At 58.4% G+C, this 13495-nt stretch carries 11 protein-coding genes and 1 pseudogene; 11 read left to right on the top strand and 1 reads right to left on the bottom strand.

The genetic code is table 11. The annotated features are described in order from the left end of the window. Positions 1–94: 94 nt before the first annotated feature. The 9 genes and pseudogenes from P0Y33_RS11420 (at position 95) to P0Y33_RS11380 (ending at position 8440) form a co-directional block, all read left to right on the top strand. Complete coding sequence (locus P0Y33_RS11420; RefSeq protein WP_279527525.1) at positions 95–1045, top strand: class I SAM-dependent methyltransferase; 951 nt, start codon at positions 95–97, stop codon at positions 1043–1045. An 85-nt stretch (positions 1046–1130) separates the two neighbouring features. Beyond that, the gene (locus tag P0Y33_RS11415) at positions 1131–1895 is read left to right on the top strand and encodes a bacterio-opsin activator domain-containing protein (protein ID WP_279527524.1); all 765 of its coding nucleotides are present in this window, start codon (positions 1131–1133) and stop codon (positions 1893–1895) included. A gap of 135 nt (positions 1896–2030) precedes the next feature. Then, entirely contained in the window at positions 2031–4232 is a 2202-nt protein-coding gene (locus P0Y33_RS11410) for a PKD domain-containing protein (RefSeq protein ID WP_279527523.1), read from the top strand. 90 nt (positions 4233–4322) lie between these two features. Next, positions 4323–5063: a protein-L-isoaspartate O-methyltransferase family protein gene (locus P0Y33_RS11405; RefSeq protein WP_279527522.1), complete on the top strand. Its 741-nt coding sequence runs from the start codon at positions 4323–4325 to the stop codon at positions 5061–5063. A 92-nt stretch (positions 5064–5155) separates the two neighbouring features. After that, the gene (locus tag P0Y33_RS11400; RefSeq protein ID WP_279527521.1) at positions 5156–5443 is read left to right on the top strand and encodes a ribbon-helix-helix domain-containing protein; all 288 of its coding nucleotides are present in this window, start codon (positions 5156–5158) and stop codon (positions 5441–5443) included. Then, positions 5430–5711, top strand: a pseudogene (locus tag P0Y33_RS19010) (type II toxin-antitoxin system RelE family toxin); the annotation flags it as partial. The gene P0Y33_RS11400 and the pseudogene P0Y33_RS19010, both read left to right, overlap by 14 nt. A 242-nt stretch (positions 5712–5953) precedes the next feature. Further along, positions 5954–6136, top strand: coding sequence for a hypothetical protein (locus P0Y33_RS11390; protein WP_279527520.1), 183 nt, complete (start codon positions 5954–5956; stop codon positions 6134–6136). An 89-nt stretch (positions 6137–6225) separates the two neighbouring features. Next, on the top strand, positions 6226–7455 hold the full coding sequence (locus tag P0Y33_RS11385; protein ID WP_279527519.1) for a DUF7094 domain-containing protein: 1230 nt from the start codon (positions 6226–6228) through the stop codon (positions 7453–7455). Between the two features lie 172 nt (positions 7456–7627). After that, on the top strand, positions 7628–8440 hold the full coding sequence (locus P0Y33_RS11380) for a DUF7260 family protein (RefSeq protein ID WP_279527518.1): 813 nt from the start codon (positions 7628–7630) through the stop codon (positions 8438–8440). Between the two features lie 202 nt (positions 8441–8642). Here the strand turns inward: P0Y33_RS11380 and P0Y33_RS18920 are convergent, their stop codons facing one another. Then, positions 8643–8813, bottom strand: a complete 171-nt coding sequence (locus P0Y33_RS18920; protein ID WP_303657230.1) for an HVO_0758 family zinc finger protein — start codon at positions 8811–8813, stop codon at positions 8643–8645. Between the two features lie 474 nt (positions 8814–9287). Here P0Y33_RS18920 and P0Y33_RS11375 point away from each other — a divergent pair, with 474 nt between their 5' ends. Both P0Y33_RS11375 and P0Y33_RS11370 read left to right on the top strand, forming a co-directional pair. After that, positions 9288–10931 carry a COG1361 S-layer family protein gene (locus P0Y33_RS11375; protein ID WP_279527517.1) on the top strand — a complete coding sequence of 548 codons (1644 nt, stop codon included), beginning with the start codon at positions 9288–9290 and terminating at the stop codon, positions 10929–10931. After that, on the top strand, positions 10932–13382 hold the full coding sequence (locus P0Y33_RS11370; RefSeq protein ID WP_382217768.1) for an efflux RND transporter permease subunit: 2451 nt from the start codon (positions 10932–10934) through the stop codon (positions 13380–13382). The last annotated feature ends 113 nt before the right edge of the window (positions 13383–13495 follow it).

Genomic DNA, 13495 nt, shown 5'->3' with positions numbered 1-13495 from the left:
AGGCCGTTGAAGTCAGCGACCGGACTCCGAGTCTGGAGTTGTTGGCCGAGGTGGCAAATACGCTTTTGCCGGGGCCGGCCGACGAGGTGAGTGAATGCCGGATCGCGACTATCGCACGCTCCTGTTGTTGCGCGCCGCCCGCGAGACGGGCGTCATCGACGCGCTCGTGACGAGTGCGAACACCGTCGACGAGGTGGTCGCCGAGACGGACGTCACCGAGCGCGCCGCTCGGATCACCGTCGACGCCCTAGTTGAGGCTGGATTCCTCGAAGATCTCGAAGAGGGACTGGAGCCGACGAACAAGATGCTCGGCTTCATCACAAAGACGGACGTGCGTTCGATCGGGTCGATGCCACACGAACTCGACCGCCTCGAACGCTGGCTCGCGCTCCCCGAGACGATGCAGTCGGGAGTCGTCCCCGAGAAGCCACCCAACTGGACGCGCAACCGACTCGGCTCGATGGCTGCGATGGACGACGCGACCGTCCGGGCCTTCGTCACCGCCGCGGTCCACGAACACGCCGACGCCGACCGCGTCCTCGACGTGCGTGGTGGGCCTGGCTCGTACGCCCGCGAGTTCGCCCGCCGTGGCTACGAAGTGACGCTCGTCGACGAACCCGCCGTCATTGACGTGGACGAGCCCCTCCTCCAGCACGAGGACATCGACCTCGTCCCCATCGACTCGGCGACCGACCTCGCGGTGGCCGACGACGGTGAACGCGAGGAGTTGGCAGCCGACTACGATATCGTCTTCTGTGCGCGCGTTGCGCGTGGCCTCTCCCCCGCGGAGAATCGTACGCTCCTGGAGAGTGCTCGTGAGGTACTCGCACCGGGCGGGACGGTCGTCTTCATCGACACACTCCGCGAACAGGCCGAGGACGCCGCACTCGTCGGTGCCGAGATGCTCGCCCAGACCGACGCGGGCGACGCCTACGACGAGGCGGCGTTCGGCGAGTGGTTCGGCGACGCTGGCTTCGAGCGCATCCGGACCGCCGAAGTCCCCGGCACCGACCACCAGCTCGTCGCCGGCGACAAACCAGAGTAGTCGGGCCACCCGTCCGCTCGACTCCGGATTCTGAGTCAGTTAGGTACGGCTTTTTTCAGGGTGCGGTCTCAATATGTTGACACAGATGACCGACCAGCGCGACGGGAATTCCCCCCAGTCCGTCCCTGGGTCCGTGTCCGTCGAATTCCGAGTCGAAAACGAGAGCTATCCCTTCGTCGGCGCGTCCGCGGAGGAATCGTGTACGTTCGAACTTGAGGAGATGATTCCTCGCGGTGACGGCGTCTACTCGGAGTTCTTCCGAGTCAAAGACGCCGACACTGACCGGATTCTTGAACTCGCCGAGGAGGCTCCACAGGTCGAACCGACGCTCCTCCGCGAGGAGGGCGACGAGAGTCTCTTCGAGTTCGAGGTGGCCGGTGGCTGTATCGCCGTCTCCATCGCCGAGGAAGGCGGCCGGCCGCGGGTCGTCCGCGGCGACGACGGTGACGGGTCCGTCATCGCGGACTTCCCGAGCGAGAGTGCACGCGACGTCGTGCGGAAGCTCGTCGACGACAACGACGGCGTCGAAGTTGACTCGCACAGTGGGTCCTTTGACGCGCCCGAGGACATCTCGGAGTCGACCATCGTTGAGGCGGCCCACGATACGCTCACGACGCGCCAGCGTGGGGCGTTGATGACTGCCCTCAGCGAGGGCTTCTACGAGTGGCCCCAGCAGGCGACGCTCGCCGACGTGGCCGACACGCTCGGTATCGACGCGGATGCACTCGACCAGCGACTCCACAACTGCGAGCAAGAGTTGCTCTCGACGCTGTTCGGCGACGGCGCACTCGACGACCTCGAGAACCGGACGCAACCGCTCGCTGATGCCGACGTCGCGACCGGCGAGTAGCCCACCACGCTGTCAGGTAGGTCTGGACGAGTAGTTTTCGCCGATTTTGGACACTCTGAAAGACTCAGATACCCGTCTGCCTGCAAAACGGCAAGAAGGTCTTTATGACTGACGGGTAAAATCAATGACAGAACCATGGATACGAGGGGTGACACGGCGAGCACCAGCCTTCGGCAGGTCCTCGTTATCGGTGTGGTGGGTATCGTACTACTGAGTGGGATGTCGGTTCCGTTTGCTGGGGTCGCCGCCGCGGCAAACACCAGTACCACGACGACTCCGGATGATCCGGATATATTCCGGTTTGCGTACTTCAACGAGAGTGACGGGCACATTAGCTTCGTCTACGCGAATGGGACAGAACGTGGGATCAGCAACACTGGCCAGGCAGTCATCCTGGGGGATGCAACTGACCTCGATAGTGATCCAGCAATCGAGATTCCATACGTCACGAGTCAGAACGAACTGTACGTCATCGACCGGAACGGTGACCGACAGCATCTCGCGTCAGGTGTCCGCAAGCAGGTGACGAAGATCGCGACCGGTGACTGGGACGATGACGGCCGACCAGCCGTGTTCTTCACAAAGACAGACGGCCAGATCTATCGCACGGAGGTCGGTGGGCACGTTACGGCCTTCGCTGGAGGTTTGAACGCGGACGCACCACTCGGAGTGACTGACCTCACGAACGACGGCGTCGAGGAGCTGGTCTACGCGTCCGGTAGTACGCTCGTGTACTACAACGCGTCAGGTGGCACGACCTCGTTCTTCAATAACGGTATCGGGGCGAGTAGTGGCCTCGGTGTTGGGCAGCCTGCAGACTTCGACCGTGATGGGTCTCCGCGTGTTCCGATCGTCGACACGAGTGGGAATATCGACCTCGTGAGCGTCGATGGCTCGACGACACAGCTTGGTGCAGCTGATAAGGCACCCATCGCGCCCGCGAACGTGACTGGTGATGGGACGCTCGAGGTCGTCCATCTCCGAAATGACGACGTCAAGTACACGACGCTCTCTGGTCAGACCAGTGATCTCGCTGCATCGAATGGTCTGCAGAGTGCCGGTATCGTGACGGTCTCGGAGGACGAGCCACTCGTGGTCTCGAACTTCTCGCTGGTCAATCAATCCGAGAACCTGACGGTCAGCTTTGACACGAACGATCCACTCTCCAAGGTGACTGTCGAACTTGAGGGCCCCGAGAACACGACCTTCCACCGGTCGGACTTCACTGAGAGTGGCAGTGGTGATGACTACACCTACACGACGACGTACAACGCCTCGACGGAAGGCGAGTATCACGCGACACTCACGACTGCCACCGGTCTAGACGGTGACGTCTTCGATCGACCGCTCCATGATCGTTCGATGCTGACGCTCGGTGGTGTCGTCATCGTGAACGCGACGCTCGTCGACCTTACCGACCACAATGGTGTGGTCAATGAGTCTGATTGGGTCCGGGTGCGTGCGAACGTGACCGGCGACGCCCAAACAGTCACTGCCGACCTCTCCGCGTTCGGCCAGGGCTCGTCTGTGTCCCTTGAGCAGGTCTCCGACAATCTGTGGGCGACCAACGCTTCGGTCGACGTGACTGGTGTGTCCGGGGCCAATCGGAGTGTCACAGTGACCGCAAAGGATGGTGAAGGGCATACTGATACGGCGACGACGAACGACCTGCTCATTGATACAGTTGCCCCCAGTGTGACGAACGCCAATCGAACAGTGACTGTCGACCAGTCGGCGACCTATAGTCCTGATTCCGTTTCCGACGGGTCGTGGATAACTGCCTATCAGTGGGCCTTCGGGACTGGGGCGACTGCATCCGGTGAGTCAGTCTCGTACAGCTACTCGCAGACCGGGACGTATACCGCGACGCTCGCAGTGGCCGACGCGGGTGGCAACGTTGAGACGACGACGTTCCAGGTGACTGTCGAGGCACAGTCTACGAACGGTGGCTCGACGGACAGTACGGATTCGACCGATAGTACGGACTCAACGGACAGCACCGACTCAACCGATAGTACGGACAGTACAGAGACGACCACAGACGATACTGGTTCGACGACGACTGACAGCACTAATTCGACGACTACGGACGGAACCAATACGACAACGACGACGGACGATACCACCTCAACGACGACGACATCTTCAACGGACGACACCGACTCGACGACCACCACGACAACGACGACTACGGCAACGACCACAACGAGTGATTCAGGGCAGGTCCACACCGGCGATACGATCTGGCCAGACGGTATCGCAGAGGGACTCCTCTGGGCCTTCCTGCTAATCGTCTTGGTTGGTCTCGTGGCCCGGTATACGCAAAAGCAGCTCTAGCGTCTCCCTTCCTTTGCGGGCTGTTCTCGGTTGGCGATTTGGGGATATGGACGACAACAACTTCATGTCTCGATAGCTGCAACCCTCAGTATGGAGTATTCGGTGGCCCGGAACGGAATGGTCGACAGCCTCGAACACGACAGCAAAGGCGTCGTGCAAAGCGAGGCGGTCGCCGACGCGATGCGGACGGTCCCCCGACACGAGTTTGTCGAGGGCGACCACCGGGCCTACACCGATCAGTCCTTCGAGCACCGTGGCACGCGCGTCCTTTCGCCGTCGCTCGCGGGCGTGTTGGTCGAAGCCCTCGACGTCCGACCCGGTGACTCGGTGTTGGTCGTCGGCGCGGGCGTTGGGTACACAGTAGGGGTGATCGCAGAACTCGCGGGCGCACGACACGTGCACGCGGTGGATATTGCTCGGCGTCTCGTCTACGAGGCACGGGACAATCTCGCGAGTGCGGGCTACGACGAGGTGCTCGTCGATTGCGGTGATGGGGCGCGGGGCCTTCGTGAGTACGCACCCTTCGACCGGATTCTGGTCGAGGCCGGCGCGGTTCGCCCGCCCGGGATGCTCATTCGCCAGCTCGCCGAGGACGGGCGACTCGTGATGCCTCTCGGGTCGGGTGCCCAGGCGCTCGCCGCCGTCGAGGACGGCGAGGTGGTCGAGGAATTCGGGCGCGTCGCGTTCGACCCGCTGTTGGTCGACGGCGAGCAGAGTGGCGTGCCCGTCCGGAATCGGACCGTTCGGGAAGATCGGGAGCGGGCGAGTCGCGCCGCGGAGAGTCGTCGGGGTTGGGAGCAGGAGTGGATCGACTGGGAGTCGCAGTTGTAGATCGAGCGAGTCTCGGGGCCACCAGACAGGGACTCAGCTGTCGACCGACAGAATCAGACGTATGATATACGAGTGTATAGTAATAGTATATCATGTCTGACGCAGACACGTCGAGTAGCGACGAAGGACCGGAGATGGTACAGGTAAATCTTCGACTCACGAAGACGTTTCTCGAAGACATCGACGCAACCTGGGAAGAGCAGGGGTTCAACTCCCGGAGTGAATTTCTCCGATTCGTCGCGCGTGACGCAGTGAAGAACCCGGACTTCTCCCGGGAGGGGTGGAAGCAGATTGCTGCGAGTGAACACGACCTTCGGACGGGTGAGGCCGAGTTAGTGTCGCGGGAGGAGGTTCTCGAGTTGATGGACGCCGACGAGTGAGTGGACGTGGAAATTCGCGCCGTGCGCTGCTGACCAGTTCGATCGACTTGATCGGCACGTTCAGGACCGTATCGTTTCGAAACTCGACGATGTCGTCAAATCGGAGTAGCGCGACCCGGCCGATTTTCTTGAACCGCTAACGGGTGGCCCCTTCTCGAAGCTCCGCGTTGGAACCTACCGGCTCGCGTGTGTTCTCGACCGCGACAACTGCGTTCTCGAAGTCCACCGGATCGAACACCGGAGCGGAGCGTACACGGCCGACGACTGAATCACTGACTCTTCCGTCAAGGTCGTGCGCACTCGTCGACGACGACCAGCAGGTGTGTATTCTCGCGGTCGTCGGTGTACTGTGTGCCCGTGGCTTCACCGCGACGTCGAGTGTGCTGTTCTTGGTTGAGTGCGAGCCGCGCGTCCAAGCGGACGGTCGCGGTGGCGTTTCGACTGATTTCCGCGACAACGACCAGATCGCCGGCGAAGCAGGCTTAAGCATCTCCGTGCTAATTCTGGGGTATGTTCGAAGGGAAGGGTGACCCGCGCGTTATCGCGGTCATGCTCGTTGTGCTCTCCGCGCTCTGGAGCAGTCTCCTTGTCTGGGGAGCGTCGTTTCTCGGCTATGTGGCCTACACACCGATGAACGTGGCAACTGTGACGCTCATCGTGATGGCTGTCACCTACGTCCTCGTCCTGCGGTGAGAGCATCGTAGTCTAGGCCTGCTCGTGTGAGTGATGCGATGGGGCTTGGACAGGGAGGATTTTTGTAGTGGCAGTGGCAATACGAGCGCATGGTCCCCACACGTGCGGCCTCCCTCTTTCTCTGTGTCCTGTTGGTCTCCGCTGGCGCTGCCGCATTCGTTACTCCACAGGCCCAACCAACTACCACGATACACCAGGCTTCACAGCCAGCGATTGAAACGCCCGAGGTGCTCGCCATCGGTGTCGAACGGAGTAACTTCACGGGGACGGGTCTCTCTGTCACCGGTGCGCTTGCAAGCCAGCAGTATTCCGTTACCCAGGAGCTCACCCAACGAACGATTCGGGAACGCCTTCAGAAGGCAGATAACGAGTCTGACCGTCACGCTGTGCTGGTTAATGCGACAGCCGCACTAGAGACGGAGGCAACCCAGGTAATACAGGAATCGAAGGAGACGCGACAAGCGTATCTCCGCGGTACGCTCTCGACACGAGAATACAGTACGCGTATTGCGAAGATTCACTCGCGTGCTGAGGAAACGATCGCAGTCGCTCAATTCATCGCAGAGCAAGCAGAGCCTGGCTCACAAATCAAAAGCCGTGCTGTCGAAGTTCGCGCTCACTTATCAATGTATACTGGCCCCGTGCGGGACAAAATCGCTGCTGCGATGAAAACTGGGGAGGGCCCGGAGCGAGTCTACGTTAGCGCTGGGCAAAACGGAACTGCACTCGCAGTGATTGATGGAGAGACCTATATTAGAGAGGCGACGAATCCTGACGGATACAGTTCCGCACCTGGCTCGATCCCGGAAGCCAGTACCCTCCTTGAGAATATCCGAAACCAGTACCCTTGGGTGATGAACCAAAGCCCCGGCATTAGCTTCGTGCCAATACCGATCGATACAGATACGCCACGCTATGCCTACGTGCTCACTCTGAACTACCCACAGGGGAACATTCACGCCCACATCGATACGGATACTGACGCAGTATATCAGGAAGTCCAGCGAATCCACCTCACGTCGCTCAACACCTCTGCAGATCGCATCGTCCAAGATCGAGAGCTCACGGTCTCGATTAGTCGGTCCTTTGCTGGCGGTCCGCTCTACGTCAACGTGACCGATCGCGATGAATCACCGGTCGCGGCGGAGATCCTGATTAACAACGAATCGGTCGGTTCGACGGGCCCCGATGGAACCATGTGGGTGATTGCACCAACTGGCAACTTCTCTGTAACCGCAGTTGCGCATAGCTCGGATGCACGGGTCGAGACGAATATGACGCTCACCAACACGAAGAATCCTGCAGCGCTTTCTAGCTAGAAATCCGTTGGTGTCGCTTGCAGTCTCTGGATTGTCTTCCTTGAATTGATGGATGCTGTGAAGTACCATGGATCAGGTGGCCCGTGGTACTCTGCCTTGAACTATATAGAGATATTGTGTCCAACATGCATCTCCTAGTCAGGTATTAACGAATGGCGAATAAATACCGTATATGGTCTCGTCTGCTCGTCAAGATACACCGTCACACTCGACGACGACTCAGTGTTTCTCGGATGCACGAGAGACGCTAGACCGTGAGCGCGAGATTCTCGATGACGAGATCGCCGCCTTTGATGCGTTTCGACGGCGAGTTCGATCGCTCGAATCAATATCGAGTGATGCATCGAGAACAGACGGCCAAGTTGATGTAAATCAGTCTACGATTGTCCCGACCATTGGATATGACGCCAAGCGGTCAGTATCACCGATCCAAGAGGTGTATCTCGATACGGTGATGGCGGTCGCTCACTACGACGAGGAGTATGGTGAGGGATGGTTCGAAAGCGTCGCGACGGAGTTCAACCCAGAATTGGCTAGTGCTCTTCGAGACACATCTGGAGTTCCAGAATACCTGAAACAGCAATTTCTCACTGCGGCTCGCCGGGCACGTGACAGTCGAAAGCGTGTACGCGATCGTCTTGATCGTGAGGAGTCCATCCTTGACGAGGCTGCAACCGAGATCGCAGCAATCCGTACGGAACTCATCGCAATCGAATCCCGTCCCTTTCCAGACTGTTCGCCTGCTGAGGTGGAACGGCTACGCGATGACTTGGACGCACTGCGAGCGCGTTGTCACGAGGTAGCTAAACGACGGCAGAATGGCGACTGGCACCAGCGCTCTCCGAGTTCGTCGACTGTGCCATCATTCAACGAGTATCTTTATACTGAAACTACTAGCTCACATCCAGTGTTACGCGAGATCGCTCAAGTGAGTGACGAGATTGAAACGGTCTCCAACCAGATTGCCCGGTGGGAAGAAATCTGAATACGTAGCTAACCTGGTGAAAGCCAATTTCTGACCGACCGGCCGTCATCAAGTTGTGAATAGCAGTCGTTGGTCGTACAGCACATTTATTCACGATGGGAGCTGTAACTAGCCACGGAACACCTTCAGTACATGTTCTACACTGAATAAAGAAATCGTATTACCAACAACTGATAGGAGGTGCGAGACGAGTGGTTGTTCTCTAGCGGAGTTCAGTCCACGCTTCTCCACAATCGGGACAGATTCGAGTTGTCCCGACTTCAGATGGGTTATCTTTCGTTTGGAGTGATTTCTCACACTCAGAGCATTTGAGGCGCCCGTATGTGTCCTTGTACAGCTGATCCTTTCTCAGCCCCTTTCGAACTGATTCCATGGTGTATACTACGGTTCCCTATGTATAACAGTCGTTGGTCGTACAGCACATTTATTCACGATGGGAGCTGTAACTAGCCACGGAACACTTTCAGTACATGTTCCACACTGAATAAAGAAATCGTATTACCAACAACTGATAAAATACGGCGCCGGTTTGCGGAGTCCCCTGAGGAAGCCCTGGATCCCTGTATGCTCTGTGGTATTGACTAGAACCAACGGTGGGTATCGCAGAGACAGGCCTATCGTCGTTTGTTTCGTCTGCTGCCGGATTCCTCCTTGCGCTAAAGCACAAGCTCTTATCGAATCTCTGCAAGTAGTTGGAAGTCCGCCTTGCGATCTGGGTTGGAACACTGGTATTCGAAAGGAACTTACGTACTACTTCCGAACTGCGAGGTGACTGAATGCACATTCAACATTTGGGTTGGAGCGGATCCCCGAGTGGTGAAGTGTATGAGACAATACGATTCCTCCTATGACTAAGAAAAAGTCAATTGGTGCCATCCTTCTGGTGGCACTCCTCGTAATCCCCGTCGTTCCGGCCGTCGCTGACGGGACGGAACAGGTTATCGGATCGCCGAGCATCACCCTCTCGTCGGGGGACAATTATGTCCAGGCTGGTGAAGAAGCTCGGGTCCGGGTTACAGTCGTGAACAGTGGCAATATCTGGAAATCTGGGCCGAGCCAATTCACCGAGCAGGTGACTGAGGCACGCAATGTCCAACTAACCGTGTTGGATGAGCAACTCAACGCACCAGTCAACGTCAAATCCGGAACGATTACTCTTGGCTCGATTGCGAGTGGGAGTGTACAGACGGCTGCACTCACTGTCGAAGTCGGTGAGCAACTCAAGCCGGGCCGGTACAAGGTCCCTGTCCGTGTCGAATACGACTATACGTCGATGGTGAACTACCAGTCCTCCCAGGGAGGATACTCGAATATCGAATTCGTCGACTCTTCACGCACGACAACTCGATATGTCGAGATCGTCGTTGAGGCACGCCCGCAGTTCTCCATTATCTCGTCTCAGACAAGCAACTTGCTCGTCGGTGATACGGGCCAGTACGAATTCACGATCAAGAACACTGGTGAACAGGTTGCACACCGTGCCTCGGTCGAATTCTCAAGTTCGGACCGCTCGATTTACTTCGGCAGCCAAACAAAGGCCCAGCAGCAGGCGCGGGTCTTCATTCCCGAACTCAAGCCGGGTGAAACCTACAACGGGTCCATCAAGGTCGGATCTACAGATGGTTCGACGGCTGGCTCCTATCCGATCGAGATGCAGGTGAACTACACGACGCCGAAAGGAATTGCCGCGGAGTCGAATCTTCTCACCACGGGCGTGACTGTTGAGCCAGAACGGACATTCACGCTCTCAAATATCTCATCGAATCTCCGCGTTGGTGAAGAAGGGACTGTCACAGCGACGCTCACGAATCAGGGTCCAGGCACTGTCTCGAATGCTGTTGCCAAGCTGTCGACGAGTGCGGATGCGGTTCATCCCCAGCGCACAGAATTCGCCCTGGAACAGCTGTCGGCTGGCGAATCAACGCAGATTTCCTTCCCCGTAGAGGTCAGCGATTCGGGTGAGGCAGGCCCCCACCAATTCCGATTTACCGTTGAGTATCAGAACAAGGCCGGTGAGACACAGCAGAGTGATTCGATCCCTGCGACGGTAGCCGTCGCCGCGGAGCGCAAGCAGTTCACTGTGAAGCCAGTCGACGTCTCACTCACTGCGGGCTCCGCAGGAGCCGTCACCGTTGCGGTCACGAACAACGGCAATGAGCCGTTGTCGAACGTGAACGCAAAGATATTCGTCGACAATCCGCTCTCGACGAGCGACGATACGGCGTTCGCTCCCACGATCGCTCCGGGCGAAACCGTCAACATGCGCTTCGAGCTGAGTGTGGCTGGCAGCGCACTCGCGAAACCATACCCGGTCACGATGGACTTCCAGTACGAAACCCCGGATGGTGACCAGCAGCTCTCCGAGACGTATACTGTCGCCGCGAACGTGTCCGAGCCTGCGGGTGGCGGCCCATCACCGATCCTCATCGGCGGGGTCGTCATCCTGCTGGTCGTCCTCGCGGGCGGGATCTACTGGTACCTCCAGAACTAATTGATGGACTATCAAGACGTCATCGACCGGATCGATATACTCGTCGTCGAGGAGCCCAAGACAGTCATCATCGCCTGTCTACTACTGACAGCGGTGTTCGCTGCGGGCCTCGGCAATATCGGGACGGAATCCGGGACGTCCCAGTTCACCGAAGGAAGCCCCGCGATGCAGGCCTACGAGGACGTCCAGCGCGAGTTCGAAGATCCATTCGCCGCTGGGACCGGCTCAACGCAGCTCATCCAGCGGAACCAGAACGTCCTCTCCAAGTCCTCGCTGCTCCGCATGTTAGTCGTCCAGAAGCGTATTTCGGAGCGCCCGGGCCTTCGTGTTTCTGCAACGTCGAGTGTGGCCGACACAATCGCGACAACGCTCAACCCACAGGCCGACACAACTGCCGAGAAGATTGATGCGCTCCAGGCGGCGACACCCCAAGAGATTGATGCCGCTGTCGAAGAGGCGGCCCGACAGAAGGGAATCGCCCAATCGCTGAGTGAGGACTTTAACCGGGAGTCCGCGACCGCCTCTGGGAGTATCGGTGTTGTTACGCACCGCATCCCTGGCGAAGGTGGCTCTGCGATTGGTGCCAGCGGAACGAGTCCACTCACTGCGATTCAGCAGAACGTCCAGCACGTCGTCAATAGTGTCAACAGTGATATTACGGTCTTCGGATCGGGGATGATCTCCGCGGAGTTCGCAAACGTGATCGTTGACTCCCTGATTATCGTCGTGCCCGCTGCAGCCCTCCTGATTCTGTTCTTCCTGATCTTCTCCTATCGGGATCCCTTTGACCTGTTCCTTGGCGTCGTTTCCCTGGTGATGACCGTCATCTGGACGTTCGGCTTTATGGGCTTACTGGGAATTCCGTTTTCCCAGATGCTCGTCGCCGTGCCACCACTTCTCCTAGCCGTCGGTATCGACTTCGGTATCCACGCGGTCAACCGCTATCGTGAGGAACGGGCTGACGGTGCTGGAACTGATGAAGCCATGTTGGTGACGACGGACCAACTCCTTCCGGCCTTCTTCATTGTTACCGGGACGACCGTCCTCGGATTCGCCGCGAATCTGACGAGCTCACTCCCTCCAATCCGAAGTTTCGGCCTGGTCGCCGCAATCGGAATTACGTTTACCATGGTTATCTTCGGGGTCTTCCTCCCAGCCGGGAAGGTCCTGCTTGACAGATGGCGTGAGCGCCACAACGTCCCGGCATTCGGGCGGCGTCCCCTCGGCTCTGAGGAGTCCATGCTCGGGCGTGCTCTCAGACTTGGAGTGTTTATCGCGAAGCGAGCGCCGCGAGCATTCTTGATACTCGCGATTCTCTCGGCCGCCGTCGCGGGCGCGTACGGGACTGGTGTTGATACATCATTCAGTCAGGAAGACTTCCTCCCACCAGCTGACGTCCCGGACTATCTCGAGAGCCTTCCCGAGCCGTTCAAGCCGAGTGACTACTCCGCGACGGCGACGATCGACTATCTTGACGAACACTTCGCGACAACTGGGGGTGGTCAGGTCATCGTCTACGTGGAGGGGCAGATGACGCGCGACTATGCGCTTGAACAGATTCAGCGTGCAAATCGCGACCCGCCGAGCACCTTCGCGGCCGAGGATCGGGTTGCCCGCTCGTCAAGCATTATCGATGTCATCGATAGTTATGCCAAGGCGAATGCTGAGTTCGCAGCGCTCGTTGCGCGAAACGACGTCGATGATGACGGCATCCCCGACGACAATCTCAAAACGATCTATAACCGCCTGTTCGACTCCCCATACAGTGATCGGGCCGACAATTACCTGACTCCATCCTATCGAAGCACGCGCGTGGTCTACACGATCGAGTCCGGTGCGTCCCAAGCCGAGGTCACGACTGACGCACAGGCTATTGCCAATGACTATCGCTACGATGCGACCGCGACTGGCCAGTCGATTATCTTCCAGCAGATCACTGACTCCATCCTTGAGTCTGCCCTGCAAAGCCTTGCACTCGCGCTGATCGCCGCCGCGGTCTTCCTCCTCGCGATCTTCCGGCTATTCGAGGGGTACGCAACAGTCGGACTCGTCAATCTCGTTCCGATCGTGCTATCCCTCGCCTTTATCGCGGGTACGATGCGTTTCTTGGCGATTCCGCTGAATGCGATGACGGCCACAATTCTCTCGATCACGATCGGGATGGGTGTTGACTATTCCTCGCACTTCGTTCACCGCTTCGTCGACGAGTATACGGGGGACAACCTCTACGAAGCGATGGGCTCGACGGTCGCCGGAACAGGTGGGGCACTCACGGGCAGTATGCTGACGACTGTCTCCGGTATCGGCGTGCTCGCGCTCGCAATTACGCCCATCCTTGGGCAGTTCGGCGTCATCACTGCACTCTCGATCTTCTACTCCTACATCACGTCAGTGATCGTGACGCCATCGGCGTTCGTCGTCTGGGACAGTCTCGTCAACCCGATGGAGTGAGGACTATCGTTTTGGTGGTTTTTCCGCTTGTTCGCCGTGATTCGGTCGTCGAGTATTGGTTCGTGGAGAGTAATTATCGAAAGGTGTGTGAATGAATGACGCAGGCCTTCTCG

The sequence above is a fragment of the Halospeciosus flavus genome (genome assembly GCF_029814175.1).
GTDB lineage: Archaea > Halobacteriota > Halobacteria > Halobacteriales > Halobacteriaceae > Halospeciosus > Halospeciosus flavus.
Note: the sequence above shows the minus strand (reverse complement) of the source record. Positions and strands in the feature narration are given on the sequence as shown.

Excerpts from the sequence above, each read along its gene's own strand:
- P0Y33_RS11420 (WP_279527525.1), top strand. The coding sequence starts at position 95 with ATGCCGGATCGCGACTATCGCACGCTCCTGTTGTTGCGCGCCGCCCGC.
- P0Y33_RS11415 (WP_279527524.1), top strand. The coding sequence starts at position 1,131 with ATGACCGACCAGCGCGACGGGAATTCCCCCCAGTCCGTCCCTGGGTCC.
- P0Y33_RS11410 (WP_279527523.1), top strand. The coding sequence starts at position 2,031 with ATGGATACGAGGGGTGACACGGCGAGCACCAGCCTTCGGCAGGTCCTC.
- P0Y33_RS11405 (WP_279527522.1), top strand. The coding sequence starts at position 4,323 with ATGGAGTATTCGGTGGCCCGGAACGGAATGGTCGACAGCCTCGAACAC.
- P0Y33_RS11400 (WP_279527521.1), top strand. The coding sequence starts at position 5,156 with ATGTCTGACGCAGACACGTCGAGTAGCGACGAAGGACCGGAGATGGTA.
- P0Y33_RS11390 (WP_279527520.1), top strand. The coding sequence starts at position 5,954 with ATGTTCGAAGGGAAGGGTGACCCGCGCGTTATCGCGGTCATGCTCGTT.
- P0Y33_RS11385 (WP_279527519.1), top strand. The coding sequence starts at position 6,226 with ATGGTCCCCACACGTGCGGCCTCCCTCTTTCTCTGTGTCCTGTTGGTC.
- P0Y33_RS11380 (WP_279527518.1), top strand. The coding sequence starts at position 7,628 with ATGGTCTCGTCTGCTCGTCAAGATACACCGTCACACTCGACGACGACT.
- P0Y33_RS18920 (WP_303657230.1), bottom strand. The coding sequence starts at position 8,813 with ATGGAATCAGTTCGAAAGGGGCTGAGAAAGGATCAGCTGTACAAGGAC.
- P0Y33_RS11375 (WP_279527517.1), top strand. The coding sequence starts at position 9,288 with ATGACTAAGAAAAAGTCAATTGGTGCCATCCTTCTGGTGGCACTCCTC.